Source organism: Verrucosispora sp. WMMD573 (assembly GCF_027497175.1).
Classification (GTDB): Bacteria; Actinomycetota; Actinomycetes; order Mycobacteriales; family Micromonosporaceae; genus Micromonospora.
Genome location: NZ_CP114901.1, coordinates 5,715,279 through 5,741,825, shown reverse-complemented (window position 1 = coordinate 5,741,825; position 26,547 = coordinate 5,715,279). Strand labels below are relative to the sequence as shown.

The window sequence follows — 26,547 nt, the reverse complement described above, 5'->3', positions numbered from 1 at the left end:
GTAGGCACGGTCAGGTGTCGGATGCTGCGGGCGGGCTCAGGTGGCGGTCGCGGCGATGGCCGCGTACCTGCGGTCCGGGCGGTCCGGGAACTGCTGTTGCAGGCGCTGAAGCTCGGTGAAGCCGGCCCGCGTCAGGCGAGCGGAGAACTCGTCGACTGGCCAGCGGTACGCGGTGAGGACCTTGTGGTCGAACTCGGCCACGCCGTCTGCACTGTCGAAGAAGCCGATCACCAACCGCCCGGACGGGGTCAGCATCCGGCGGAACTCGCTGAGCACGTGGTCCAGTTCCGGTGGTGGCAGGTGGATTGTCGAGTACCAGGAGAGGATGCCGGCCACCGAGTGGTCGGGGACGTCCAGTTCGGTCATCGAGCCGAGCCGGAACGCCGGCCCGGGGAAGTTCGCTCGGGCATGGTCGATGAACTCGGGGACCAGATCGATGCCGGTCACCTCGACGCCGAGCGAATGCAGGTAGGCGGTCCAGTGGCCGGGGCCGCAACCGAGATCGAGCACCGCGCCGTCCAGGCCCGCGAGATGGTCCCGGACGAGAGCCGTGTCGCCCGCGTGGGCCTGCCCGCCGCCATCGAACAGTGCGATGTACTGCGCCGACATTGACGAATAGGCATCACGTGCCGGCTGGTTGCTCACCGTGGCACTGTAGACCCGGGCCGGGGCGTCGGGCGGTTACCCCGCCCAGCCGCGCTGCCGGGCGAGTTGGGCAGCCACGTCGACGACGACCGCAGCGGCCGGCGACAGCGCATCGCGTCGCCACACCAACTCCAGGTCCGGTGCCGGGAGGTCGTCGGTGAGGGTGAGGACGACGCCGTCGACCGTGGGCAGCGCGGCAAGCGACCGGGGTACCAGTGAAAATCCGGTGTCCTCGGCGATGCCCACGCGGCGCCAACCGAGTTGCTGGCAGTCCCGAGCGTCGAACGGCACGCCGGCGCGGGCGCAGGCGGCGAACACGGCAGCGCGGTAGCCGGGCGTCAGGTGTTCGGGCGGCAGGTTGAGCGGGCCGATCCGCAGGTCGCTCAGTGTCGCGGTCGGACGCCCGGCAAGCGGGTGCCGGGGACCGACGACGGCGACCAGCGGCTCCCGGCGTACCGTCTGCCGGGCGAGGTCCGACTGAGCAGATGAGCCCCGCGACAGCACCAGATCGAAGCGGCCGGCGCGTAACCCGGCGTCGAGTTCGGTCGGCCATGCCTCGCCCGTGCGAACGGTGATGTCCGGATGCATCGCCCGCAGCGCGTCCAGCAGTTGCGGCACCACCTCGTGCGCGGCGCTGGCGACCGTTCCGATGCGCACCGTGCCGGCGCGGCCCTGCCCGGCCGCCCGCGTCGCCCGGACCATCGCGTCCGCGTCGCTCAGCACCTTACGCGCAGACGCCACGAAAGCCGTCCCGGCCTCGGTGAGGCGGGTCGGGCGGCGGGTGAACAGCGGTACGCCGAGCTGCCGCTCCAGATCGCGGATCTGGCGACTCAGCGGTGGCTGCGCCATGTGCAGACGCTGCGCGGCCCGCTCGAAACTGCCCTCCTCGGCGACCACCACGACGTACCGCATGAGGCGTAGATCCACCGACATACCGCGAAGGTACCCGCCCATACCTCATGGATCTTGTTGGTGACTCACCACCGAGGCCAGGCTCGACGCGACAAGCCAGATCGGAAGGAAACGTGCGAAACATGCGACGACTGCTCGCGATTCTGATCGTCCCGGTGCTCGGCGCGCTCGGGGCCGTACCTGTGCCGGCATCCGCGTCTGTGCCGGTCTCGGCGTTCGGTGCCCCCGGCCCGCGACCGGACAGTTACGTACTGGCCGGTGACGACGCCTACCCCGAGGGCATCGCCCGCGACCCCCGGAGCCCGTACTTCTACGTCAGCAGCCTGACCGACGGGCGTATCTACCGCGGTGACGTCCGCTCACCGCGAACCACGGTGTGGCTGCCCGGCAACGCCGCCGACGGCCGGACCACAGCCGGCGGGATGAAGGTCGACCACCGCGGCCGGCTCATCGTCGCAGGCGGAGGAACCGGGTACGTGTGGGTGTACGACACGCGCACCGGCGCGCTCCTGCACCGCTTTGCCACCGCCGCACCGAATTCCATGCTGAACGACGTCGCCCTGACCGCCAACGGCGACGTCTACGTCACCGACTCGTTCCAGCCGACCCTCTACCGGATTCCCGCGGCGGGCCTGCGCGGTGGCACCGGTGCCACCAGGCCGCTACCCACCTTCCTCGACCTGCGCGGCACCGGCATCGAGTGGAACGCCGGGTTCAACCTCAACGGCCTGGTGGCCACTCACGACCAGCGCCACCTCATCGTCGCCGACTACAACGACGGCGCGCTGCACCGCATCGACCTGCGGCGGCGCACGGTCCGGGCGATCGACCTGGGCGGCGCCACGGTGCACGGCGACGGCCTGCTCGTACGTGGCCGTACGCTCTATGCGGTCAGCAACATCGACGGGGACGGCAACACCGTCAACGTGCTGCGGCTCAATCGTCGCGCTGACCAGGCAAGGCTGCTCGGGCGACTGACCGGCCCCGCGCTGCACGGCCCGTCGACGGCGGCGTTCGACGGTCGCGACCTCCTGGTGGTCAACTTCCAGTACGGGGCGGAGAAGCCGGTGCTGCCGTACACGGTGGTACGGCTCGGTGCGGGACTTCCCTGGCCTCCCGTATCCGGGGACCGGGCGACGCCCGACTACCGGCTGTCCTGAACGGTCTCCCGACTGGACCTGTGCTTCTCCCACCACTGGTGGGTGGCCGGGGCCGACACCCTTGCTACGGGCGTCGGCCCCGGCCGCGATGAGCTGAAATGCCATGCTCGCAGGCCGACGAGCAGGGCAAGCTCTGGCTTCAGGAAACGCCGTCGTCGGCGTCGTAACGGGCCCGGGCGTTGCGGAAGTCGTGCTCGTGGGTCTCCGCCCACTGGCCTACCGCGATGATGAGTGGCAACAGCGACCGCCCCAGGTCGGTGAGGGCGTAGTCGACGCGCGCGGCGGGGCCGAGTTGTGGTGTCCGGTCGACCAGCCCGTCTCGCACCAGCGCCCGCAGCGTGCGGGTGAGGATCCGCCGACTCAACCCGTCCACTGCCCGATCGAGTTCGTTGAACCCGTACGACCGATGCGCGAGCACCGCCATCAGCAACACGCTCCACCTGTCTCCGGTGCGCCGCAGCACGTCAGCCGCCGCGCACGAGGAACGGTCCTGCGCCGAAACCGGCAAAGGGATGAGTGGAGACATCAATGTTCCTTCTTTCGCCGCCCGCACAGTCACCTGAAGATCGAGCGTAGTCGGCAGGCGGAAGGAGAATCAGTGCGTACCTTGGTCATCACCGGAGGAACCCAGGGCATTGGCAGGGCTCTGGCTCTGCATTACCTGAGTCGAGGTGATCGAGTCGTCGCTGTCGGTTCGGACCAGATCAAGGGTGAGAACCTGCTGGCCGAGGCCGACCGACTCGGCGTCAGCGGCCGTTGCTCATTCCGGTCCGCCGATCTCAGCTCGCCGACGATGACCCTTCGGCTCGCCGACCGGCTACGCAGGTCGTATCCGAGCATCGACGCCCTCGTCCTTGGCGCCTTCCGCTTCCAGGCCAAGCGCAAGGAGACCGCCGAGGGCATCGAGCGCACCTTCGCGTTGTACGTGCTCAGCCGGTACCTGCTCGCCGAGCAACTGCGCCCCACGCTGGAACAAGCCCGACAGCCAGTCATCGTGAACCTGTGCGGCACTGGAAGCAGGGTCGGGCGACTGCACTGGGACGACCTTCAACTTCGTAGACGCTACCGACCCTTCGTCGCCATCATGCAGGGTGCCCGCGCCAATGACCTGCTCGGTGTCGCCTTCACCGTCGAACATCCCGACAGCCCGGTGCGGTACGTGTTGCACAACCCGGTGTTCGTGAACACCGCGCTCGCCGAATCATTCCGGCAACCGACCCGCATCGCGATAGGTGTCATCGCAAAGCTGTTTGGCAAAACAGTCGACAGCGCGATCCAGCCGATCATCGAACGGATCGACACCCCACCAGGGCGGGCGCTCTCCGCCTTTCAGGGACAACGCCCGGTTGACATCACGGGCCCGGCCTTCGGTCCGAACGCCGCCCGCCGTCTGACCAGCACCCTACGTGACATGACCAGCAACGGTGCCGCGGCGTAGACGACCGAACGACAGCGGAGGGTGTCCGGGCGGATGGGCCAGCGCTGACGAACCTCGACGCCATGGTGCCTCCCAGCCATCATCATCGGCCGAAAGTCAGATCAGGCGGGGAGTCGCAGTCCCGATCAGCCGCTCGGAGACCTCCCAGACCAGGTCACCGGTGTGATCGCCAGGCGACCGAGGTAGTTGTCGTCCTGGATCCACCACAGCGTGGTCGACGGCACGTGGCCGTCAGGCCGGGGTGAGTCCTCCAGGGACTGGGACCGCAACCAGTCGACGTACGCGGCGAAGCCCTCCACCGTTGCCCAGCGGAGGCCAAACTCGCGCAGCTCAGCCCCGATCATGGTGTGATCTCCCGAGCTACCGCGTCCCTCAGCGCGAAACTCCGCCATGGCGGCAACGAACGATCGATGCACCCGGACGATGGGCGGGCTCAGCTCGGGCATAGCGACATTGGTATCGAATCGGCCATGCCGCGACATCCTCCGTTCGATCCCAGGACGGGCGTTGCCTCATGCCGGAGGGCTGGGATTTCCGTTCGGTGCAGCCGACCGGGTGGACGAGGGGTCCCGATGATTGGCGGTGATCCTGGCCGCTTGCTCGTGGGCTCGGTTCAGGATCGCCTCGGCCTCCCGTCGGGCGGCGGTCACGATTGCCTCGCTCTCGCGCCGTGCCTCGTCGCGGTGGTCGTTGGCCTGTTCCTCGGCGAGTTTGAGGATTTGTTCTACCCGGGTGCCCAGGCCACCGAGGTTGGGCCGCTGGCGGTTGCGGCGTCGTGGGGCAGCGGCCGTTGTTCCGGTGGGCGGCCCGTCGCCTGCCACCCCAGTTTCCTCATCGCGGTCCACCGGGCCGTCTCCGGCGACACCGCTTTCCGTCGTACCGATCAGGCAGAGTGCGCCGCCGAGCACAGCAATCGCGATGCCGGACCAGACAGCTGCCGGACCGAGGGACGGACCGATTGCGACGCCGACGCCGAGCCCGACAAGGACGGCGGCAGTCTTTGCCGGCTTGCGCATAGCTGCTCCTCGGATGGTCTGGACATGAGCTTGCGGTTCTTCAGCATGGCGAACGAGTCAACCCGGATCGCCCCTGGCGACCCGCCTCAACGCGGGAGACAACTGGGCCGATCGAGCCCACGCTCCGAAACCTCATCGGTGACGACGCCGAGGGATTGGTCCAGCTGTACGGGGCATGCGACCGAAGGCGGACCTGGCGACGGCTGGCGGGAACCGGCGTGGTCGTCGACCGCCTCACCGACCAGACATGGCACCTGGCCACACGAGACGGGCGAGGTGCGTGGCACCGTCCAGTCCGGGGGAGTGGCGTTGTTCTAGCGGTCGATGAAGGCGCCTGCACGGGCGGCGGTAGTCGCGCTGCGGGCGACAAGGTCGGGAAGGTGCGCCTCGGCTGCCGACCGGAGGAGTACCAGCTCGTGATACAGCGGAGCGGTTGCGGCGACGAGTAGTCGCCGCGCATCGGTGCCCGCCGGTATCTCACCGCGTTCGACGGCGCGCCGCACGATGTCTGTGCAGCGCTCGTACCGGCCGGTCCAGAAAGCCTGCAGGGCCTCGGCAGCCTGCTCGGAGCGGAACGACGCGGCGATCAGCGCCACGGTCACCGGGTCGGCGGTCAGTGCGGCATAGACCTCGTGGTTGACCGCGACCAGGTCCCCTTCAAGCGAACCCGTGTCGGGCGGGCGCCACGCGTCGACGCTCGCCTCGTCCAGGACGTCGGCCAGCAGGCCACCGACATCCCGCCAGCGCCGGTACACCGTCGTGCGGTGCACACCCGACCGGTCGGCCACCACGTCGATGCTCAGGGAGTCGTAGCCGTGCTGCACCAACTGGGCGAGCGCGGCGTCGAGCACGCGCCGTCGTACTGCGGCACTGCGCCCGCCGGGACGGCGGGTGGGGGCGGTCACGGACTCGTCGGGGTCGCTTGTCGGTCGTGGGGGCGCCATGTCAGGATGTTAACGCTACAGAAGTAGTCTTAGTGAGCGGGGGCTTCCGTGACACCTGATCCCACGGTCCTTCACCCGGTGGCGACGCATCCACGTGTCGTATTCCTCAAGGCGCTGGTCACCTCCCCGAAGATCACCGTCGGGGACTACACGTACTACGACGATCCCGACGACGCGACCGGCTTCGAGCGGCACAACGTGCTCTACGGCTACGGACCGGAACAGCTGATCATCGGCAGGTTCTGCGCGATAGCGGCGGGAACCCGGTTCCTGATGGCCGGCGGCGACCACCCGGACATGGGCCCGACCACCTTCCCGTTCACCCTCTTCGGCGGCGAATGGGCCGAGCAGACACTCGATGTCGTGAGCGCCATGCCCAGTCGAGGCGACACCATCGTCGGCAACGACGTGTGGTTCGGCTACCGGGCCACTGTCATGCCGGGGGTACGCATCGGCGACGGGGCGATCATCGCGGCGGGCGCGGTGGTCACCGCCGACGTCCCGGCCTACACGATCGTCGGCGGGAATCCAGCGCGACCGATCCGGCAACGCTTCGGCGACCAGGACATCCACCGGCTGCGCAGGGCCGCGTGGTGGGACTGGCCGGCCGATCTGATCAACCAGCACTGCCGCACCCTGATGACCGGCACACCGGCCGAGATCGAACGTATCGCCACTGAGAACGGACTGGAGCGAGCCCGGTGAAGTCCGCGTTCATTGAGGAACACGCAGTCGCCGAGGCCGGCCGCGGTCTGTACGCCGTCACCACTGGACCCGACGGTGCTTTGTGGTTCACGCTCGCCCACAGCGGCGAGATCGGACGCGTGGTCCCCGGTGAGGCGCCCACAACGTACCAACTCGACCCTGCCGGGCAGCCCACGATCATCGTCACCGGCCCCGACGGGGCGCTGTGGTTCACCGAGTCTCGAGCCCACCGCATCGGCAGAATCACCGTCGACGGCGCGACGACCCGATTCCCGGTACCCAGCCGCAACGGCGGGCCGTACGGCATCGCCCCCGGGCCCGACGGTGCCCTGTGGTTCACCGAGATGAACGCCGATCGCATCGGCCGGATCACCACTGGCGGCGAGACCACCGACTTCCCACTGCCGGCTACCGGCGCCTACCCGTCGGCCATCACCGCCGGCACCGACGGCGGAATGTGGTTCACGATGAACCAGGCGAACGCGATCGGACGGATCGACACGGACGGCACCGTCACTACGCACCCGCTGCCGACGCCGGCCGCCGCTCCTGTAGGGATCACCGCCGGCCCCGACGGCGCCGTCTGGTTCGTCGAGATCGCCGCCGGCCAGATCGGACGGATCACCCCCGACGGCACGATCGACGAGTTTCCGCTACCGGACCGCGCCAGCCGTCCCCACGCCATCACCGGCGATGACAACGGCAACCTGTGGTTCACCGAGTGGCGGGGCAACCGGGTCGGCTCCATTACGCCGGACGGGAAAATCGAAGTCCATGACCTGCCCACCCCGCGCTCCGAGCCGCACGGCATCACCCTCGGACCCGACGGCAGCCTGTGGACGGCATTGGAAAACGGCACCCTGGCCCGAATCGTCGGGGCTCAGTCCGGTCGGTCAGCCGCCCGGCGTGCGGCGCGTTCGTGGCGGTCGACGGCTCGGCCGTGAGCGATGGCGAGGAGCCGGTCGATCTCGGGCAGCAGGTGCGGGCCGGGCATGACGATGCTGCCGAAGCCGTACAGCGCGTAGCCCGGGTGCGGTACGAGAGTGTCCAGCCGGGCGAAGTCGAACTCCTGCCGGTGTTCCTCGAACGCCTTGGGTGGGAAGCCGAACAGTCTCTCGAACTCGGCTCGGCCCAGGTCGAGGTTGAGGCGGAAGACGCCGGGACGGTCGAGCTGGGAGGCGTCGTCGAAGCCGGGCACGTCGTGGTCGACGATGGTGGCGAAGGGCTGGCGGCGGTCGGGGCCGACGTAGAAGAACCGATCGCCGCCGACACCCTCGGGTGATCCGTTCTCCTCGTTCGTCACGATCTGCTCGACGCCGGGTAGCGCGAGAATCCGGTCGGCGAGCACGGCCGCGTCGACGCCGGTCGGGATGTGCAGCACCGCGTCGGCGTGGTCGATGGTGGCCCGGTCGAGCGGGAAGTAGCGGTGATCGTGCGTTCTCCGCTCGGCCGTTGCTATCTCGGACGCCCGGACGTACCGCGGAAGCATGGTCCCCCGCTGGAGTCTGCCCTCGTAGGTCGACCGGGCGGGCGCCCCGATGCCGAGGGCGGGGCTCGCGCCGAGGCTACCGACGATCACCGCGTACCGGTCATTCAGCAGCGACCCGACGATGGCGCCGGCGCCGGCCCACGAAACGTCCTTTCCGGCCATGGTCATCGTGCTCGATTGGCGCTGGAGGTGTGTGTTGTGCGCGAAGACCAGCGTGGGTCCACGGTGTGCCTCGGCCGATCGGATCTGAAGCAGGTTCTCCGCCATCAGCGCGTCCCGGACCCCGGCCAGGCGGGCGAAGCGTTCCTCCCGCTTCAGTGTTGCGGCGGCCGCCGCGTGGTAGCGCAGCACCGCGACAGCGGACATGGCCTGCACGAACGCTGCCGGCCAGCCCTTGGCCAGTCGGGGTGCGTTCAGGTACAGCTCGATCAGCAACTCGTCGGCGATCACCCGCAGGCGCTGGGCGTCGGCCGACCGTCCGACCGACCTGCCGGGCTCCCAGATCGCAGCGGTGTCGCTCCACCGCGCCTCGTCCCCGACCAGGTCGTCGATCTCCGTCGATCGGTCGAGGCCGAGAAAGTCGCAGGTCCGGATGAGGTAGTGCCGGGGGCTCGGGGCACCCTCGATCTCCAGCGGGGCATCGAAGCCGTGAAACGTCAGGCGTTCGGAGGCCGGTCGGCCGGCGTTCCACTCGCGCATCCGCAGCAGCAGGTCACGGTTGGCCGGGGCGCCGCCGAACCCGTGGCTGAACCCTTCGGTGAGCGCACGGTCGAGCGTGACGGCGGTGGAGCCCTGGACGAACTCGTTGGCGATCAGCCCCGCCGCCCGGTCGCTCTCCAGCGCGATCGACCGGTAGCCCCGCACGGCCAGCGACATGAAGGTCTCGTTGCGGATCTGGAGGAAGGCGGACTCGCCGTGCGTCGGCTCGCCGAGCGCGAGCAGCGTCGGCGGTACGGCAAGCAGGTCAAGAACGGGCGTCATTGCATCAACCGTATCGTTGAACCAGCGGTTGAGACTTTTCACCGACTAAGCGAGGTGAACGCCCTGAAACCCTCCAACCCGGGGGTACGCCGACCAGTCGACCTCGCGCGCCGGCACGGCCTCTCCGCGCAGGCCGTGCGCAACTACGAGCGGGATGGCGTACTGCCGCCGGCCCAGCGCAGCCCGACCGGCTACCGCCGATTCACCGAGGTGCACGCGAAGGCGCTGGGCGCCTATCTCGGGCTGATCGCGGGCCACGGCTACCCGGCCAGCGGTGACATCATGCGTGCTGTCAACCGGGGTGACATCGACGCCGCGCTGCGCACGATCGACCACAGCCACGTCCTGCTTCAGCGCGACCGAGACACGTTGGACGCGGTCGAGACGACGGTCGCCGTCCTCGCCGGTTCACCGCGGCAACCACAGAGCCGGGAAGCAGTGCCGATCAGCATGCTGGCCCACCGCCTCGGCGTACGACCCGCGACCCTGCGCAAGTGGGAGCGGGCCGGGGTCCTGCAGCCGGCGCGTGACCCGGCCACCGGCTACCGCGGCTACTCACCAGACGATGTCCGCGACGCCGAACTCGCTCACCTGCTGCGCCGTGGCGGCTACCGGCTCGACCACATCGCTGGGGTGCTGCGTCGGGTGCGCGAGGCCGGTGGCATCGAACCACTCGCCGCGTCGCTGCGCCAGTGGCGGGAACAACTCACCGCCCGTGGCCAAGCCATGCTCACCGGGGCCGCCCTGCTCGCCGAATACCTCGACGCCGACACCCGGTCCGCCGTTCGGCGCTGACACCGCCGGGACGTCCGCACATACCGTAAGCCGTGGTCGTGGGCTACCGGATGAGGCAGAACGGGTGGCCGGCCGGCGGCCGTCGTGCGGGCCATCGCCGAGTCCGACGATCCGGCCGCCGCGCTGACCTCGGCGGCGAGCCGACGCTGGCAAGGGGCCGACCGGGTGATGGTTGCTCTGGTCGGTGCCGCGCAGGCGGGGTAGATGCGGGTTACGCCGACCAGGCCCGTCTCGCACGCGAGGTACGGGCGATGGCCGGCGTGCCGCTGAGCGCTCTACTGCGGTGACGGGGTCCAGGCGAAGAGGTCCACGACGTTGCCGTCCGGATCGCGTACCTGTGCATAACGCTGCCCCCACGGCGCGTCCCAGGGCGGGTTGACCGACGAGTGTCCGGCAGCGACCAGGTCGCCGTGGCATCGGTCCACCTCTGCCGCGTCGGAGCAGAGAAAGGCCCAGCCACCGGAGGGCGGTGCCGGCTGGTAGCCCGGGTCGAAGGACTGCAATGAGGCGTGGGTGTCCCACATGAGACGGATACCGCCCGCCACCGTCGTCTCGACGTGCGGCTCCTGCTCGGCACCGTCCGGAAACTCCAGGCCGAGTCGCCGATAGAAGGAGAGGGACGCTGCCATGTCGGCCACTGCCAGGCCGATCGCGTTGAAGGTGGGTGCCATGACTGTGACCATACGAGCATGCTGCCGATGAGGTCTTGAACGAATCGGACACCCTCGACCAGGGCCGCCGGTCGGTCGGAATGCCATTGCCCGATGGTGAGTGCAGCGCTCAGAGACGGATCAGCCGGTGCAGCCGGAGGAACGTCTCGGTGAAGCCCAGCTTCGGCCAGGTCCGCGAGGAGAGCAGGTTGGTGACTCGCCAGTCGGTGACCACGCTGTCGAAGCCGGCCGACACCGCCCAGTCGATGACCGCGGTGCCGAGGGCTCGCCCGGCGCCGACGCCACGGGCGCGCGGGAGGACCGCCGCGAACCCGAGGAACCCGGCGTGTTCCGGGCGGGCCAGGCTCAGATGGGCGCTCGACTTCTCCAGCGCGCAGCCGATGGCAGAGCCGATGACCTGGCCATCCACTTCGGCCACGAAGGTGGCATATGCGGGGTTGTCGATGTCGGCCGTCCATTCGGCGACGGCCTCGTCCAGAGTGCTTACCGGGCCGGCGGAGAAGGTAGGGGACTGTCCCTGATGCCGCGGCAATTCAAGATCGAGTTGAGCGAGCAGCGGGATGTCGGCCCGGGTCGCCCCACGCACCGACAGCCCGGCCGGGGTGACCGTTGCCAGCCGTGCGGCGGGCCGGATGGCGTGCGCGTGCTGCTGGCCGAAGCCCAGCCGGAACCAGGCTTGTACCAGCTCGGCGTCGTGTGCCGGAACGACGACGTAGTGCGCCGTGCGGCCCTCGTCGACCCACCGGGTTGCGGCAACCGCGTACAGGTCGCGCATCACCTCGGGATCGGTGACCGCCAGCCCGGCGGCCTCCGCCCAGATGTTCGGCCCCCACAGCGGTGACGGCTTCGGCGCACCGAGGACGAAACCCACCAGGGCTCCGGCGCGGTAGGCGACCGCCCCCGAGGCGTCCGGTGTCTCGTACGCGGTGGTCAGCTCGGTCAGCGCCGCGGCGGCGTCCTCGTACCGGGCGGACAGCAGTGGCTGGGCGACGCGGTGCCGGCGGTGCCGGTCGGCCAGCAACGTGGCGCACGCATCCAGGTCGGCGGCCGTGAACGGCCGTAGCTCGGTGCGGGACATGGCCGGCACCCTACGCACCATCGGGTGTCGCGGTCATCCGGGTTTCGACGGCGCGGGCACGGCCTCGGCGGTGACCGGCTGCCTCAGGATGGTGCGCTGTTTCTCGGGTGCGACCCTGCGGAAGTCGCTGAGGTAAATCTCGTGGTGCTTCCCGGTCATCCGCAGCCCCTGGGCCCGGAGGAACTCGTCGTGCAGTTGGGCGAGCACAGTTGCTTCGTCGTCGAAGGAACCGACGTGCAGCGTCTGCACACAACGCCCTTCGGACAGGGGTGCCAGGCGGATGTCGTCGAGGCGCGCGGGCTTGTTCCTGGCCCCGGCCTGCCCGAGGGCGGCGTCGAACATGGCCCGGTCGACCCAGTCCGGGACCATCAGCAACAGGGTCCAGCTCCACCGAGACTTGTCCCGCGAGGTGGTGAAGGCGGCCATGTCCTCGGCCCACCACAGGCCCTCCAGCGGCGGGACGACGTAGTCGCGCCCGAGGTGCCGCTTGCTGGCGAACTTTAGCTTGTACGCCACCGGATAGAGGGCCTCGACGGCGGTGGTGAAGGCGGGTGAGGTGTTGGGGTCGCCATCGCCGTCGATCATGAGGTACCGCATGTCGGGTACGTCCAGGACCCGGAACCGCCCCCGGGGTGCCTGATAGACGTCGGCGGTCTTCTTGAAGTCAGTCTTGTCTGTCATCGGGTGCCTGAGCCGGGTCGACCGGCGCGCGCCGCGAAGCCGACCTCGTTGCCGTCGGGGTCGCGGTAGAACACCTTGCCACTATCAACGTATACCGCACCTGGGGGATTGCGGCAAGACCCCGGTCGTGGCGCACAATCGTCGGCCGAGCGGAAAAATGGGTGCACCTGGGGGACTGATGTTTGATGCGATCATTGTCGGCGGTGGGCCCACCGGCATGATGTTGGCGAGCGAATTGCGGCTGCGGGGCGTCAGCGTGCTCGTGTTGGAGAAAGAGGCCGAGCCGCCGCCGTTCGTGCGGTCGCTCGGGCTGCACGTGCGCAGCATCGAGATGCTGGATCAGCGGGGGTTGTTGGAACGGTTCCTCGAAAATGGTAAGCAGTTTCCGATCCGGGGATTCTTCGCGGGTATCGACAAGCCCGCCCCCAGTGGACTGGACACCGCCCACGGATATGTGCTCGGGATCCCGCAGACGCTCACCGACCGGCTCCTCGCCGAGCACACGGCCGAGGTTGGCGCCGAGATCCGGCGGGGCTGCGCGGCGGTCGCGCTGGAGCAGGACGACGACGGGGTGACCGTCCATCTCGGAGACATCGGCGTGTCGCCGGTGCGCGCCCGGTTCGTGATCGGTTGTGACGGCGGGCGCAGCACGGTTCGGAGGCTGCTCGGCGTCGGCTTCCCGGGCGAGCCCTCGCGAGTCGACACGCTGCTCGGTGAATTCGAGGTGACGGCCTCACCGGAGGACATCGCCGAGGTGGTGACCGAGGTACGCAAGACCGAGAAGCGGTTCGGGGTCGGGCCGTCGGGCACGCCGGGGACATTCCGGGTGGTCGTGCCGGCGGAGCACGTGGTCGAAGATCGGTCGAAGCCGCCGACGCTCGCGGAGTTCCAGCAACAGTTGCGCGCGTACGCGGGCACGGACTTCGGGCTGCACTCGCCCCGTTGGCTGTCGCGCTTCGGTGATGCCACCCGCCAGGCGGAGCGATACCGGGTCGGACGGGTGTTCCTGGCCGGTGACGCCGCGCACGTGCACCCGCCGATGGGTGGTCAGGGCCTGAACCTCGGGATCCAGGACGCGTTCAACCTGGGTTGGAAGGTGGCGGCGGCGATCAACGGCTGGGCGCCGGACGATCTGCTGGACAGCTACGAGTCCGAGCGGCATCCGGTGGCAGCGGACGTGCTCGACAACACGCGGGCCCAGATGGAGTTGACCACCAACGAGCCTGGGCCGCAGGCCGTCCGACGGTTGCTGGCGCAGCTGATGGACTTCAACGACGTCAACCGGTTCCTGATCGAGAAAGTCACGGCGATCGGTGTCCGGTACGACTTCGGCGAGGGCCATGCCCTGCTCGGGCGGCGGCTGCGCGACGTCCACGTCAAACGTGGGCGGCTGTTCGAGTTGATGCGCTCCGGGAATGGGCTGTTACTCGACCAGACCGGGCGACTCGCGGTGGACGGCTGGCGCGACCGGGTAGATCATGTCGTCGACACCACTGAGGAACTGGACGTGCCGGCGGTCCTGCTTCGGCCGGACGGGCACGTCGCGTGGGTCGGCGCGGACCAGCAGACCCTTGAGGTGGCGCTAACCAGGTGGTTCGGTGGTGCTCGCTGACTCGCACCGAGAACGAGGAGGTCGGCATGCCGTTGCCGCGGTGGCTCGCCCGGTTCAACAGACGGTTCGTCAACCCGCGGGAAGTCCGTCGGGGCGTCCGACCGGTCCTGACGCACGTGGGCAGATCGTCCGGCAGGACGTACCAGACTCCGCTGGACGCCCACCCGCTGCCCGACGGATACCTGTTCCTTCCGCTGTACGGGCCGCGTACCGACTGGGTCCGCAACGTCCTCGCAGCCGGAACAGCACGGCTGTCCGTCGACGGCGAGCAGGTGCAGTTGGATTCTCCTCGGCTGGTGCGCAAGCAGGAGGTCTGGTCGCTGCTCCCGGCGGGCGTCAAGGCGCCACCGGGCATCTCCGACGACTCCGAACTGCTGCGGATGAACCTTCGCCGAGACTGACCAGCTGACCGAGCCCGGCCCCGGTCTGTCGCAGGGGCCGGGCAGAATCACGTTCGTGCTGGTGGCGGTGGTCTCGGACGAGCGGGGCGGGGGAGTGCTGCAACCCCTCGACCCGACCGGTGCGCCGCTGGGCGCGCCCGAATCGGTCGTCGATCTGCCCGCCGCGGTGGCCGCCCGGGAACGCGCCGACCAGCCGCGCTGGGTGTGGGCATCCGGTGCCGCGCTCTACCCGACGCTGCTCCGCGCCGGGGTCATGGTGCAGCGGTGTCACGACGTGGAGTTGACCGAGGCGCTGCTGCTCGGGTACGCGGGCCGGTGGGGTGAGCCCCGCGGGCTGGCAGCGGCCTGGGCGCGGTTGACCGGTGCGCCGGTGCCGGCCGATCCGCCGCCGCGCGCCGCCACCCCACCCGGCACCGGTCAGGCCGCGCTCTTCGACGCCGTGCCGGGGCCGCCGGGCCCCGGCATCACCGTCCTGACCCGGGTGTACGCCGACCAACTCGGCCGGGTCGCGGCGACCGGTGACCCGGGGCGGTTCCGGCTGCTCGTGGCGGCCGAGTCGGCCGGTGCGTTGATCGCGGCCGAGATGGGCGCGGCCGGGCTGCCCTGGCGGGCCGACGTGCACGACGCGGTCCTCGCCGAGTTACTGGGTGAACCCTCTCCGGTGGGTGGGCCGCCGCGCCGGCTGGCGGAGCTGGCCGCGCGGATCGCCGCCGCGTTCGGGGTCCGGCAGGTGCACGCGGACAGCCCGGCCGAGCTGCTGAAGGCGTTCGCGCGGGTCGGCGTGGAGCTGCCGAACACCCGGGCCTGGGTGCTGCGCGGGGTAGATCATCCAGCGGTGCCGCTGATCCTGGAGTACAAGGAGCTGTACCGGATCTGGACGGCGCACGGCCGAGCATGGCGGGACGCCTGGGTGCGCGACGGCCGGTTCCGCCCGGAGTACGTTCCCGGCGGGGTGGTGTCAGGGCGGTGGGCCACCCGGGGCGGCGGCGCGTTGCAGATTCCGAAGGTGATCCGCCGGGCGGTGGTGGCCGACCCGGGCTGGCGGTTCGTGGTGGCCGACGCCGGGCAGTTGGAGCCACGGGTGCTGGCGGCGGTCTCCGGTGACGTCCGGCTCGCCGCAGCCGGGGCGACCGGTGACCTTTACGCCGCGCTGGCTCGGGACGCGTTCGACGGTGACCGGGGCCGGGCCAAGCTGGCGCTGCTCGGGGCCATGTACGGGCAGACCGGTGGGGCCGCGGTGCCCGCGCTGGCGGTGCTGCGACGCAGCTATCCGACCGCGTTCGGCTACGTCGAGGCGGCGGCGCGGACCGGCGAGGTGGGCGGCCTGGTGCGTTCCTGGTTGGGGCGGACGTGCCCGCCCGGCACGGTGGGGTTCGGCGTGGATGAGGAGGGTGTGACGGATCCGGAGGCGGGCAGCGACGCCCAGTCACCCCGGGCCCGGGCGGCCCGGTCCCGGGGCAGGTTCACCCGCAACTTCGTCATCCAGGCCACCGCGGCCGAGTGGGCGTCCACCCTGCTCGCGGTGCTCCGCGGCGAGTTGGCCGGCACTCCGGCCGAGCTGGTCTTCTTCCAGCACGACGAGGTGATCGTGCACTGCCCGGTGGCGCGGGCCGAGCAGGTCGCCGAGGCGGTCGACCGGGCCGGTCGACGGGCCACCACGCTGCTGTTCGGGGAAACTCCGGTCCGCTTCCCGTTGGATGTGTCGATCGTGGAGTGTTATGCCGACGCCGCCTGACCACCGTCGACCGTTGATGGTCAGATCGGTCGGCCGGGACTGTTCACCAGAATTTCGTGACCCATACATCTCTCGACCACAGGCAATTCTTCTGCCGGAAATGGCGTCGCCCGCTGTTTTGGCGTACGCCCGCCGTATGTCACCCTGGCTCCGCAAAGGTGACCACTTCGATCGACATGGTGTCGGGTCCGGGAGGCGGCATGGCCAGGCGCGTCTATCTGCATATCGGTGCGCCGAAGACGGGAAGCACCTTTGTGCAGAACGTGCTCTGGAAAAATCGGGCCGCACTGAAGAATGCCGGCATTCTGTTGCCGGGCAGTGCGGTGGCGCACGACCAGGCGATGGCCGATCTGCGCGCGGCGCCCTGGCGGGACAGCGACGCCTACTGGACCTGGGACCGGCTGGCCGAGAAGGCGCGTAGTTGGCCCGGTGATGTGATCATCAGCAACGAGGGGCTGGGTGCGGCGACCAGCGCGCAGGCCGCCCGGGCGGTGGAGAGCCTGGAGGCCGCCGAGGTCCACGTCATCGCGGCCGGCCGTGACCTGTGGCGGACGTTCCCCTCGTTCTGGCAACAGAGCGTCCGGGCGCGCAGCGGCTGGCGGTTCGGAGCGTTCATGCGCGCCGTCGAGGAGGGCAGGGCCGAGGCCTTCTGGAACAATCACACGGCGCCGCGCATGCTGCGCCGCTGGGGCGACCTGGTCCCCGCAGCGCACCGGTATCTGGTGACGGTTCCGCCGCCCGGCGCGCCGAGGGACCTGCTGTGGCACCGGTTCGCCGGCATCCTGGGCATTCCCGACGGGCTGTGTGAACTGGCGGAACCCACCTCCAACCCGTCGCTCGGCGCCGCCGAGATCGAACTGCTCCGCCGGGTCAACCTGACGTTGGGCGACAGGTATCCGCTGCGGACGCCGTACCAGAAGGTGGTGCACCGACACCTGGTCGACGCCGTGCTCAAGCGGCGCGAGGGGGTCCCCTTCGGTGTCGGCCTGGACCGGGCAGACTGGGTGCGGGAGCAGGCGGAGCAGCAGATCAAGGAGCTTCAGGACTACCCGTGCCGGATCGTCGGTGACCTCGACGACCTGCGGCCGACCGTGATGCGGCAGAGCATCAGCCCCGACGAACTGGACGCGGAACAACTGCTCCAGGTCGCTGTCGAGACGATCGTCGGCATGCTGGGTCACGCCGACAGCCTCGGTCCGCGGCCGGACGGCCGAGCCGACGCCGTCAACGTCCTCTCCCGGCTCAGGACTCGCGCGGCCGGTGGCGTCAAGCGCCGGCTGCGGCTGACCGGCCGGCGCGAGATGTAGCCCGACGCCAGCACGATTCCGGTCGAGCTGAGCGGACACCCGAGGGTCTCCTGCTGACCGACCGGCGGCCGTCTCGCGGTCAGCTCGCGCTGCCACCATGCCCCGGTGCTGACACCGACGAGCGTCATTGCGTACCGACTCCTGGGCGGGTTGGGTGGCGCCCTGCTGGCGGTCGCCGGCTGCGGTGCCGGCGCACTGCCGGTGCGGGACGCCCTGTGGTGGGCGGCCTTTCGGCATGCCGATCGGCCCGCGTTGGTGGCCGGCTACGCCGGTCTGACCCTGCTCACGCTCGCCTGGTGGTGCGCCGGTCGCGACCTGCGCGGGCCCGGCCGCACGCCGGACAATCCCGCCCGGGCCCGAGGCACCGCCGTCACGTTGGCCTGTTGGGCCGGGCCGTTGCTGCTGGCACCGCCGATGTTCTCCCGCGATGTCTACAGCTACCTGGCTCAGGGCTCGATGGTCCTGGCCGACCTGGATGTCTACCGGGTGGGCGTGGCGCACCTCGGTGGACACCTCGCCACCGAGGTGCCGCAGATGTGGCAGCAGACGCCCGCGCCGTACGGGCCGGTCTTCCTGTCCCTCGTCGCCGGAGTTTCCTGGTTCACCGGAGGGCATCTGGCGCTCGGCGTACTGATGCTGCGGCTCGTCGCACTGGCCGGGGTGGCGCTTCTCGTGATCAACCTGCCGCGTCTGGCGCACCACTGTGGGGTCGACCCGGCAGCCGCTCTCTGGCTGGGGGTGCTCAACCCGCTCGTTCCGCTGCACCTGGTCGCGGGTGCCCACAACGAGGCGGTGATGCTGGGCCTGCTCGTGCTCGGCCTTCGGCTGGCGCTCGCCGACCGGTTCGGCGCGGCCACCGTGCTGGTCACGTTCGCCGCCCTGGTCAAGGTGCCGGCGCTGCTGGGCCTGCTGGTGGTGGGCGCGCTTGCCGCCCGGCGCCTCGGCGCCCTCCGGGCGGTGGTGCGGGTCGCCGGCCTCACGGTGGCCAGCGGTGTGGCGGTGACCTGGGCGAGCGGAATCGGATACGGCTGGATCGACGCCCTCGCCACGCCCGTGTACCGGCACAGCTGGTCGGTCTCGACCGCCCTCGGCCGGGGTGCGCAGCGGCTCGCGGAGACGTTCGACCTGCATCTGGGTGCCACGCCGATGCGCGCCGGGGTTCTGCTGGGCCTGCTCGGGCTGCTCGCTGTCGCGGTGGTCGCCTGGCATCAGCGGCGTCGGCTGGGCCCGCCGTACGCGGTCGGCCTGGTCCTGCTGGCCGTGGCGCTGCTCGGTCCGGCGACCCGACCCTGGTACGCGCTGTGGGGGTTGGTGCTGCTCGCCGCGGCGGCGCCGCACGGACGGCCGCGGCAGGCAGCGGCGCTCGCCGCCACGGTGCTGGCATTTGCGGTCCTGCCCAGCGGTTTCGGCCCGGACCTGGGCCAGGCGGTGCTCGCGGCGGCAGGGGTCCTCCTTGGCCTGGCCACCGTCGGTGTGCTGTGGCTGCTCACCCGGTCCGCCCCGCCCGCCCTGGTTGGTCGCCGATGACCACCACCGGGCGGCCCCGGGTCAGCACCACCGCCGTCAGTGTGACCAGGCCGGCCACGCAGCACAGGCGTCGGACGCTGTTGATCATCGGGCTGGTCACCGCGATCGGCGTGGCGATCGCGGTGCTGCCCGGGCACCGTGGCTGGTTCGACATCGGTGTCTACCACGGTGCGGTACGCCACTGGGCGGACGGCGGCCAACTCTACGAGTGGGTGACCTGGAACCAGTACGGCTTCACCTATCCGCCCTTCGCCGCGTTGGTCATGCTGCCGGTGGCGGCCCTGCCCTGGCATCCGGCGATCGCGGCGAACCTGACGCTCACCGTCGTGGCAGCCAGCTTCCTGCTGCACCTGCTGGTCGGGCCTGTCGCGCGGCGCGCCGGCTGGCCGAGGTGGCACACCTTCGCGCTGGCGGCCTGCCTGTTCGCCGCGCTCAACCCGGTCCGCGACACGGTCAGTTTCGGGCAGGTGAATCTGCTGCTGATGGCCTTGGTCTACGTCGACCTGTGGCTGTTGGAGCGACGGCACCGGCTGGCCGGCGTCGGCATCGGACTGGCCGCCGCGATCAAGCTGACGCCGGCGGTATTCGTCGCGTACCTGCTGGTGACCCGACGGTGGCGGGCCGCCGCCACGGCCACGCTGACCACGGCGGTGGCGACCCTGCTGGCGGCAGTCGTGGCACCGAACGCCACCCGCACCTACTTCACCGAGGCGCTGTGGGACACCGGGCGGGTCGGGAAACTGGAGTACGTGTCGAACCAGTCGCTGTTGGGTCTGGTTGCCCGGCTCGACCCGGCGCATCCCGACCGGTTGCTGTGGCTGTGCCTGGTGGCCGCAGCGCTCGCCTTCTGGTGGCACCAGGTCCGACGGGCCGCGGGGGACGAACGCCTCGGGTTCGCCTTCACCGGGGTCCTCGGGGTACTGGTCAGCCCGGTCAGCTGGGTGCACCATCTCGTGTGGCTGGTGCCTGGGTTGATCGTCCTCGTCGGCGCGACGCTGCCGTGGCCGTCGACCAGACCCGTCGAACGATGGCGGCTGCGGGTCGGTGTCGCCGGGTACGCGGTGCTGAGCAGCGGAGTCGTGTGGATTTTCGCCAACGGGTCCAGCGGGCCGCACGGTTTTCTCGGCGGCAACGCCTATCTGCTGGTCGCGGTGGCGATGCTGCTGCTGCCGATTTCGGGCGCTACGGGCCGGCGCACGCCGGATGGGATGTCCGCGCAATCCGGATAGATACCCAATTTACACCAAATGCCCCGCCACTCTCCTCCGACTGCTGTCGTTGCAAACGGTGTGCGTAGGACGGGAGGGTCGGGGTCACGCGGCCCCGACCGCTCCCACACTGGAGGGAGCGCAGCTCTGAACCGGATCGCAGGAATGATCATCGCTGCGGGGGGTGGCCGCCGGATCGGCGGGCCGGAGGCCCTGCTGCACCAGGGCGGCAAACCCCTGGTCGACCAGATGATCGACACGCTGACGGAGGCGGGCTGCGGGCAGATCGTGGTCGTTCTGGGCGCTGCGGCCGACCAGGTCCGCCAGACCGCCGACCTGAGTCGCGCCACGGTGGTGGTCAACCGCGCCTGGGGTACCGGCGTGGGCTCGTCCATCCGGGCCGGTCTCGCCGGCATCGACGACGACCGGGTCGAGGCGGCGGTGGTGGTGCCGGTGGACATGCCCGGGCTCACCGCCGCAGCGGTCCGCCGGGTGGCCGCGCTGCCCTTCCCCGACGTGCTGGTCTGTGCCACCTACAACGGCCTGCGCGGTTACCCGATGTTGTTCGGCCGTCGGCACTGGCCCGGCATCGCCACCCTGGCCAGTGCCGACGTCGGCGCCCGCCCGTACCTGCTGGCGCACAAGGACCAGATCGTCGACATCGCCTGCGACGCGGTGGCCGACGGCAGCCGGGTCGACACCCCCGAGCTGATGGCCCTGTACGGCCTCACCGTCCCCGAACAACGCGTCGGCGCCTGACCCCACCGGGGCAGGAGTGGGGTCAGGGAAGGCGGTTGGTGGTGGTGAGGCGGCGGTACCAGTGGGCGGAGTCCTTCCAGGCGCGCTGCTGGGTTTCGTAGTCGACGCGGATGATGCCGAAGCGGCGGTCGTAGCCGTACGCCCATTCGAAGTTGTCGAGCAGGGACCAGACGAAGTAGCCGCGTACGTCGGCGCCGGCGGCCATCGCCTCGTGGGTGGCGGCGATGTGCCGGTGGAGATAGTCGATCCGGCGGTCGTCGTGGATCGCGCCGTCCGGCGACACGACGTCGTCGAAGGCGGCCCCGTTCTCGGTGATCATCAACGGCTGGTCAGGATACTCGCGGTGCAGGCGCAGCAGCAGCTCGGTCAGGCCGGCCGGCTCGATGTTCCAGCCCATCGCCGTGTGCGGACCCGGTTGCGGCAGGAACTCGACCTGTTCCGAGCCGACCCACGCCGAGTGCGCCGAGCGGCCGTGCCCGTCGGAGTCCGACTTGGGTGAGACGCCGTCCCAGGCACGGACCAGCGTGGTCGAGTAGTAGTTGACGCCGAGCACGTCCAGCGGCACCGCGGCGGTGGCCTCGTCGCCGTCGCGGACGAACGACCAGTCGGTGACCGTGGCGGTGTCGGCGAGCAGGTCCGCCGGGTACGCGCCGTCCAGCATCGGGCCGAGGAAAGCCCGGTTGGCCAGGGCGTCGATCCGGCGTGCCGCGTCGGCGTCGGCGGCCGAGTCCGACGCCGGTCGGATGACGTGCAGGTTCAGCGTGACCGAGAGCTGCGCCGCCGGTGCCAGGTCGCGGATCACCCGGCCGGCCAGGCCGTGCGCCAGGTTCAGGTGGTGTACGGCGGCCAGCGCCGCGGCCGGCTCGGTCCGCCCCGGTGCGTGCACCCCGGAGGCGTACCCGAGATAGGCCGAGCACCACGGCTCGTTGAACGTGGTCCAGGTGTGCACCCGGTCCCCGAGCGCCCCGACGATCTTCTCGGCGTAGTCGGCGAAGCGTGCGGCGGTGTCCCGGACCGGCCAGCCGCCGGCGTCCTCCAACTCCTGCGGCAGGTCCCAGTGGTACAGCGTGGCCACCGGCCGGACGCCGAGTTCGAGCAGCCGGTCCACCAGGCGGGAGTAGAAGTCCACCCCGGCCTGGTTCAGTGCACCGGAGCCGCCGGGCTGCACCCGGGGCCAGGCGACCGAGAACCGGTACGCCCCGAGCCCGAGCGCGGCCACCTGGTCGAGGTCGTCAGCCCACCGGTGGTAGTGGTCGGCCGCGACGTCGCCGGTGTCCCCGTTCAGGGTGCGCCCCGGGGTGTGACTGTAGGTGTCCCAGATAGACGGCCCCCGACCGTCCTCCTTCGCCGCGCCCTCGATCTGGTACGCCGCCGTCGCCGAACCCCAGACGAATCCCTCAGGAAACACGACGTCGCTCATGTCGCCACCCCCGTCACCTCGCACTCGTACCCGGACGACGCGCCCGCCACCAGCTCGGCGCTGGCCGTTCCGTCCTGGTAGGACACCTCGAACTCGGTGCCCGGCCCACCGTCGGGTGCCGGCACCCGCACCCGGGTCCGCTGCCCGGGGGCCGGCGCGAACATCCGCAGCCGTACGCCGTCGGCCCACGGGTAGTCCGGGCGGTCGGTGACCGAGCCGAACGCGATGACCGACCCGGGCCGGGCCAGCACCGGAACGCTGTCGAAGTCGTGCTTCTCGGTGACCCAGCCCGGACCGGTGACCTGGGCACCGGTGGTCAGCTGGGTCCAGGTGCCGGCGGGCACGTAGTAGGTCACCTGGCCGTCGGCGCTCATCACCGGTGCGACAAGCAGGTCCGGGCCGAGCATGTACTGCCGGTCGAGGTACGCGGCGGTCGGATCGTCGGGGAACTCCAGGACCATCGGCCGCATCACCGGTACGCCCTCGCGGTGGGCCTCCTCGGCCGCTGCCGCGAGGTACGGCATCAGGCTCAGCTTGAGCCGGGTGAAGTGGCGCAGCACGTCGACCGCCTCGTCGTCGTACGCCCACGGCACCCGGTACGAGCCGGAGCCGTGCAGCCGTGAGTGCGACGACAGCAGGCCGAAGGCGATCCAGCGTTTGAACACCGCCGGGTCGGGAGTGCCCTCGAAGCCGCCGATGTCGTGGCTCCAGTAGCCGAACCCGGAGGCGGCCAGCGACAGACCACCGCGCAGCGACTCGGCCATCGCCACGAATGTCGACTCGCAGTCGCCGCCCCAGTGCACCGGGAACTGCTGACCGCCGGCGGTCGCCGAGCGCGCGAAGACGACCGCCTCGCCCTCCCCACGCTCGGCCGCCAGCAGCTCGAAGACGGTCTTGTTGTACAGGTACGCGTAGTAGTTGTGCATCCGTTGCGGGTCCGAGCCGTCGTGCCAGACCACATCGGTGGGGATGCGCTCGCCGAAGTCGGTCTTGAAACAGTCGACGCCCATGTCGAGCAGCACCTTGAGCTTTCCGGCGAACCAGTCGACCGCGTCCGGGTTGGTGAAGTCGACGAGCGCCATGCCGGCCTGCCACTTGTCCCACTGCCAGACCGAACCGTCCGGGTTGCGGACCAGGTAGCCGGCCCGCCGACCCTCCTCGAACAGGTACGACCGCTGGGCGATGTACGGGTTGATCCAGACGCACACCTTCAGGCCACGCTCGTGCAGCCGGCGCAGCATCCCCTCCGGGTCCGGGAAGGTCGCCGGATCCCAGATGAAGTCGACCCAGTGGAACTGCCGCATCCAGAAGCAGTCGAAGTGGAACACCGACAGCGGCAGGTCCCGCTCGGCCATGCCGTCGATGAACTCGGTGACCGTCTTCTCGTCGTACGAGGTGGTGAACGAGGTGGACAGCCACAGCCCGTACGACCAGGCCGGCACCCGCGCCGGCCGGCCGGTCAGCGCGGTGTAGCGGCGCAGCACGTCCTTCGGGGTGGGTCCGTCGATCAGGTGGTACGTCAGCGACTGGCCCGGCACGCTGAACTGGGTCTGCGACACCACCTCGGAGCCGACCTCGAACGAGACGTGCTCCGGATGGTCCACGAAGACCCCGTAACCGGCGCTGCTGAGATAGAACGGCACGTTCTTGTACGCCTGCTCGCTGGCGGTGCCGCCATCGGCGTTCCAGATGTCGACGGCCTGGCCGTTCTTGACGTACGCGCCGAAACGCTCGCCCAGCCCGTAGATGGTCTCGCCGACGCCCAGGGCCAGCCGCTCGTGTACGTACTTGTTGCCCTTGGCGTCGGTGACCGCGCCGATGCTGCGCTCGGTGGACGAGGTGACGAACCGGTCGCCACGCAGGAAGTCCACCCGCCACGGACCGGTCAGCGCGACCCGGACGGTCAGCTCGCCGGTGGTCAACCGCGCGCTGAGCCCGGTGACCTCCACCTGCACCGGATGCTCGGTGCCCTCGGCGAGGGTGAACCGTGGCTGCTTGGGCAGGCCGCCGGTGTGGTGGCCGATGGTCACCCCGACCACGCCCGGGGCGGGAGAGAAGAACCGTACGGTGATCACCGGCCGGTTGAGAGTGTCCCCGCGCCCGGTGATCCGCCCGATGGGTGCGAATACGGTGAAGGACCGTTCGTCCGGCTCCACCGACTCCACCGTCCCGGGGCGCAGCACGCTGACCCCGGGACGCAGTTGCCAGTACCCGTCGGTGAACTTCACTTGTCGGCTCCTGCCGTGATGCCGCGCGCGAGGGTGCGCTGGAAGATGAGGAAGAACAGGATCGCCGGGAGGAGACTGATCAGTGCCCCGGCGTTGGTGGTGGGGGCGTCCATCAGCCGGTCTCCCTGCAACGAGGCCAGCGCGACCGGCACGGTCTGCGTCTGGTTGTCGATGAGCATGACCAGCGGGATGAGGAACTCGTTCCAGGTCCAGATGAAGAAGAAGACCAGCAGCACCGAGATGGTGGGCCGGATGTTGGGCAGCACCACCCGCCACAGGGTCCGCCACCGGCCGGCCCCGTCGAGCGCGGCTGCCTCCAGCAGGGTGCGCGGGAAGGTGCCGAGCACCGAAGCGAGCAAATAGGTGCCGAAGGCGGCCTGGATGACGGTGAAGATGATGATTACCGCCAGCCGGGTGTTGTAGAGCCCCGCCTCCTTGGCGAAGTGGTAGAGCGGGTAGATCAGCGCCTCCTGCGGCAGCATGTTGGCCAGCAGGAACAGGCCGATGATCCAGAGCCGGCCGCGGACCCGGCCGATGCCCAGGGCGTACGCGCTCAGCAGCGACACGACGACCGCGAGGACCGCCACCGAGCCAGAGATGAGCACGGAGTTCCACAGCTTGACCGGGAAGTCGACCTGCTCCCAGTAGGTGCGCAGACCGGTCGTGTAGAACTCGCCCGGCCAGCTCAACGGACCGTTCGTCGAGTAGTCGCCGGGCGACTTGAAGGCATTGAGCAGCATGAACGCGAACGGCACCAGCATGGCCAGCGCCGCAGCGCCGACCAACGCGAGCACGATCCACCGGGCGGCGCCCCGGTGCCGCCGGTCGGCCGGACGTCGTACCCGTCGGGGCGGGGTGAGGGTGATCGCCATCAGAGCACTCCGTCCCGGCGTTCGGCCCGGTTCTGCGCCCGGATGAACAACACCGCGACCACGACGATGATCAGGGTCAGCACCATCGAGATCGCCGAGCCGTAGCCGACCTGCAACCGCTTGAAGAAGGTGAAGTACGCGAAGTAGGAGGGCACGTTCGTGGCGTTCTCCGGGCCGCCCCGGGTCAACGCGAAGATCGGGCCGAAGACCTTCATCGCCGCGATGGTGCAGGTGAGCCCGACCACGAACGTCTCCGGCCGGATCTGCGGCAGGGTGATCGCCCGGAACCGGCGGAACCACCCGGCCCCGTCGATCTCGGCCGCCTCGTACAGCTCCGGGTTCACCCGTTCCAGGGCGGCCATGAAGACCACCACCGGGTAGCCGAGCTGCACCCAGATCATCACGGCCATCACGGCGGGCAGCGCGGTGTTCGGATCGCCCAGCCAGTCGTGGGCCAGCGAGCCGAGCCCGACCGCGTCGAGCAGCCCGTTGAGCGCGCCGTCGGGCCGTAGGATCCAACCCCAGACGATGCCGGCCACCACGACCGGGAGCACCTGCGGCAGGTAGAAGGCGGCCCGCAGCGCGGCGGCGGTGCGGGGCCGGAAGTGGCGTCCGATGGTGTCGAAGAGCACCGCGGCGAGCACCAGTCCGATCAGGGTGGGCAGCACCACCATCGCGATGATCATCGCAACGGTGTTCTTGAACGACGTCCAGAAGACGTCGTCGGTCAGCAGATCGCGGTAGTTGTCCAGCCCGATGAAGGTGGGGTCGCCGACGCCGGACCACTTGGTCAGCGAGAGGTAGCCGGTGTAGACCAGCGGACCGCCGATGACCAGCAGGAAGAGCACCGCGCCGGGGATCAGGTAGAGCCAGTACCCGGCGTCGGAGCCGGACCGGCGTCGCCGACCTGTCGATTTGCGGGCCGGGACGTCGACCGTGTCGAGGGATGCCATGGGAATCCTT

At 70.1% G+C, this 26,547-nt stretch carries 25 protein-coding genes and 2 pseudogenes; 13 read left to right on the top strand and 14 right to left on the bottom strand.

What is annotated here, in order from left to right:
• Positions 1-36: 36 nt before the first annotated feature.
• A complete protein-coding gene (locus O7601_RS26005) occupies positions 37-645 on the bottom strand; it encodes a class I SAM-dependent methyltransferase (protein ID WP_281563703.1) in 609 nt (202 codons plus the stop codon).
• Positions 646-681: 36 nt separating this feature from the next.
• A complete protein-coding gene (locus O7601_RS26000) occupies positions 682-1,578 on the bottom strand; it encodes a LysR substrate-binding domain-containing protein (protein ID WP_281563702.1) in 897 nt (298 codons plus the stop codon).
• Between the two features lie 101 nt (positions 1,579-1,679).
• Here O7601_RS26000 and O7601_RS25995 point away from each other — a divergent pair, with 101 nt between their 5' ends.
• Positions 1,680-2,717, top strand: a complete 1,038-nt coding sequence (locus tag O7601_RS25995) for a hypothetical protein (protein ID WP_281563701.1) — start codon at positions 1,680-1,682, stop codon at positions 2,715-2,717.
• Between the two features lie 139 nt (positions 2,718-2,856).
• Here the strand turns inward: O7601_RS25995 and O7601_RS25990 are convergent, their stop codons facing one another.
• Positions 2,857-3,243 carry a helix-turn-helix domain-containing protein gene (locus tag O7601_RS25990; protein WP_281563700.1) on the bottom strand — a complete coding sequence of 129 codons (387 nt, stop codon included), beginning with the start codon at positions 3,241-3,243 and terminating at the stop codon, positions 2,857-2,859.
• Between the two features lie 72 nt (positions 3,244-3,315).
• Between O7601_RS25990 and O7601_RS25985 the strand changes: the two genes are divergently transcribed.
• On the top strand, positions 3,316-4,155 hold the full coding sequence (locus tag O7601_RS25985) for an SDR family NAD(P)-dependent oxidoreductase (protein WP_281563699.1): 840 nt from the start codon (positions 3,316-3,318) through the stop codon (positions 4,153-4,155).
• A 164-nt stretch (positions 4,156-4,319) separates the two neighbouring features.
• On the opposite strand, the pseudogene O7601_RS25980 reads toward O7601_RS25985, so the two are convergent.
• The 3 genes and pseudogenes from O7601_RS25980 to O7601_RS25970 form a co-directional block, all read right to left on the bottom strand.
• Positions 4,320-4,601: pseudogene (locus tag O7601_RS25980) on the bottom strand (GNAT family N-acetyltransferase); the annotation flags it as partial.
• Between the two features lie 66 nt (positions 4,602-4,667).
• Entirely contained in the window at positions 4,668-5,171 is a 504-nt protein-coding gene (locus O7601_RS25975; RefSeq protein ID WP_281563698.1) for a hypothetical protein, read from the bottom strand.
• Between the two features lie 314 nt (positions 5,172-5,485).
• Complete coding sequence (locus O7601_RS25970; RefSeq protein ID WP_281567039.1) at positions 5,486-6,022, bottom strand: TetR/AcrR family transcriptional regulator; 537 nt, start codon at positions 6,020-6,022, stop codon at positions 5,486-5,488.
• A 171-nt stretch (positions 6,023-6,193) separates the two neighbouring features.
• Here O7601_RS25970 and O7601_RS25965 point away from each other — a divergent pair, with 171 nt between their 5' ends.
• A complete protein-coding gene (locus O7601_RS25965; RefSeq protein WP_281563697.1) occupies positions 6,194-6,820 on the top strand; it encodes a CatB-related O-acetyltransferase in 627 nt (208 codons plus the stop codon).
• Positions 6,817-7,764: a virginiamycin B lyase gene (locus O7601_RS25960; protein ID WP_281563696.1), complete on the top strand. Its 948-nt coding sequence runs from the start codon at positions 6,817-6,819 to the stop codon at positions 7,762-7,764. The genes O7601_RS25965 and O7601_RS25960 overlap by 4 nt, the downstream gene beginning before the upstream one ends.
• On the opposite strand, the gene O7601_RS25955 is transcribed toward O7601_RS25960, so the two are convergent.
• Positions 7,701-9,290, bottom strand: coding sequence for a DUF6194 family protein (locus tag O7601_RS25955; protein ID WP_281563695.1), 1,590 nt, complete (start codon positions 9,288-9,290; stop codon positions 7,701-7,703). The two genes, O7601_RS25960 and O7601_RS25955, sit on opposite strands and share 64 nt — an antisense overlap.
• 54 nt (positions 9,291-9,344) lie before the next feature.
• On the opposite strand from O7601_RS25955, the gene O7601_RS25950 reads away from it, so the two are divergent.
• Both O7601_RS25950 and O7601_RS25945 read left to right on the top strand, forming a co-directional pair.
• Complete coding sequence (locus O7601_RS25950; protein WP_281563694.1) at positions 9,345-10,085, top strand: TioE family transcriptional regulator; 741 nt, start codon at positions 9,345-9,347, stop codon at positions 10,083-10,085.
• A gap of 29 nt (positions 10,086-10,114) precedes the next feature.
• Positions 10,115-10,372 (top strand): annotated as a pseudogene (locus O7601_RS25945) (hypothetical protein); the annotation flags it as partial.
• Here O7601_RS25945 and O7601_RS25940 read toward each other — a convergent pair.
• The 3 genes from O7601_RS25940 to O7601_RS25930 form a co-directional block, all read right to left on the bottom strand.
• Positions 10,361-10,756, bottom strand: coding sequence for a VOC family protein (locus O7601_RS25940; RefSeq protein ID WP_281563693.1), 396 nt, complete (start codon positions 10,754-10,756; stop codon positions 10,361-10,363). The pseudogene O7601_RS25945 and the gene O7601_RS25940 overlap by 12 nt on opposite strands.
• A gap of 109 nt (positions 10,757-10,865) precedes the next feature.
• Positions 10,866-11,834 carry a GNAT family N-acetyltransferase gene (locus tag O7601_RS25935; RefSeq protein WP_281563692.1) on the bottom strand — a complete coding sequence of 323 codons (969 nt, stop codon included), beginning with the start codon at positions 11,832-11,834 and terminating at the stop codon, positions 10,866-10,868.
• Between the two features lie 33 nt (positions 11,835-11,867).
• Positions 11,868-12,515 carry a GyrI-like domain-containing protein gene (locus tag O7601_RS25930; RefSeq protein ID WP_281563691.1) on the bottom strand — a complete coding sequence of 216 codons (648 nt, stop codon included), beginning with the start codon at positions 12,513-12,515 and terminating at the stop codon, positions 11,868-11,870.
• Positions 12,516-12,693: 178 nt separating this feature from the next.
• Here O7601_RS25930 and rox point away from each other — a divergent pair, with 178 nt between their 5' ends.
• The 7 genes from rox to O7601_RS25895 all read left to right on the top strand — a co-directional run bounded on the left by rox (position 12,694) and on the right by O7601_RS25895 (position 21,064).
• Entirely contained in the window at positions 12,694-14,127 is a 1,434-nt protein-coding gene (gene rox, locus O7601_RS25925) for a rifampin monooxygenase (protein WP_281563690.1), read from the top strand.
• Positions 14,128-14,153: 26 nt separating this feature from the next.
• The gene (locus tag O7601_RS25920; RefSeq protein ID WP_281563689.1) at positions 14,154-14,528 is read left to right on the top strand and encodes a nitroreductase family deazaflavin-dependent oxidoreductase; all 375 of its coding nucleotides are present in this window, start codon (positions 14,154-14,156) and stop codon (positions 14,526-14,528) included.
• Positions 14,529-14,553: 25 nt separating this feature from the next.
• Positions 14,554-16,263 (top strand): bifunctional 3'-5' exonuclease/DNA polymerase, encoded by a 1,710-nt coding sequence (locus tag O7601_RS25915; protein WP_281567038.1) that lies wholly within the window; start codon positions 14,554-14,556, stop codon positions 16,261-16,263.
• Between the two features lie 200 nt (positions 16,264-16,463).
• Positions 16,464-17,570 carry a hypothetical protein gene (locus O7601_RS25910; protein WP_281563688.1) on the top strand — a complete coding sequence of 369 codons (1,107 nt, stop codon included), beginning with the start codon at positions 16,464-16,466 and terminating at the stop codon, positions 17,568-17,570.
• Between the two features lie 105 nt (positions 17,571-17,675).
• Complete coding sequence (gene mptB / locus O7601_RS25905; protein ID WP_281563687.1) at positions 17,676-19,097, top strand: polyprenol phosphomannose-dependent alpha 1,6 mannosyltransferase MptB; 1,422 nt, start codon at positions 17,676-17,678, stop codon at positions 19,095-19,097.
• Positions 19,094-20,326 carry a glycosyltransferase 87 family protein gene (locus O7601_RS25900; protein WP_281563686.1) on the top strand — a complete coding sequence of 411 codons (1,233 nt, stop codon included), beginning with the start codon at positions 19,094-19,096 and terminating at the stop codon, positions 20,324-20,326. The genes mptB and O7601_RS25900 overlap by 4 nt, the downstream gene beginning before the upstream one ends.
• Before the next feature lie 144 nt (positions 20,327-20,470).
• Positions 20,471-21,064 (top strand): NTP transferase domain-containing protein, encoded by a 594-nt coding sequence (locus tag O7601_RS25895; protein ID WP_093407260.1) that lies wholly within the window; start codon positions 20,471-20,473, stop codon positions 21,062-21,064.
• Between the two features lie 22 nt (positions 21,065-21,086).
• Here the strand turns inward: O7601_RS25895 and O7601_RS25890 are convergent, their stop codons facing one another.
• From O7601_RS25890 to O7601_RS25875, 4 genes are read right to left on the bottom strand one after another with little or no spacing between them, the layout of a single operon-like run.
• Positions 21,087-22,484 (bottom strand): GH1 family beta-glucosidase, encoded by a 1,398-nt coding sequence (locus O7601_RS25890; RefSeq protein WP_281563685.1) that lies wholly within the window; start codon positions 22,482-22,484, stop codon positions 21,087-21,089.
• A complete protein-coding gene (gene yicI, locus O7601_RS25885) occupies positions 22,481-24,712 on the bottom strand; it encodes an alpha-xylosidase (RefSeq protein WP_281563684.1) in 2,232 nt (743 codons plus the stop codon). Before yicI ends, O7601_RS25890 begins: the two co-directional genes overlap by 4 nt.
• On the bottom strand, positions 24,709-25,584 hold the full coding sequence (locus O7601_RS25880) for a carbohydrate ABC transporter permease (protein WP_281563683.1): 876 nt from the start codon (positions 25,582-25,584) through the stop codon (positions 24,709-24,711). The genes yicI and O7601_RS25880 overlap by 4 nt, the downstream gene beginning before the upstream one ends.
• The gene (locus O7601_RS25875; protein WP_281563682.1) at positions 25,584-26,537 is read right to left on the bottom strand and encodes a sugar ABC transporter permease; all 954 of its coding nucleotides are present in this window, start codon (positions 26,535-26,537) and stop codon (positions 25,584-25,586) included. Before O7601_RS25875 ends, O7601_RS25880 begins: the two co-directional genes overlap by 1 nt.
• Positions 26,538-26,547: the final 10 nt, after the last annotated feature.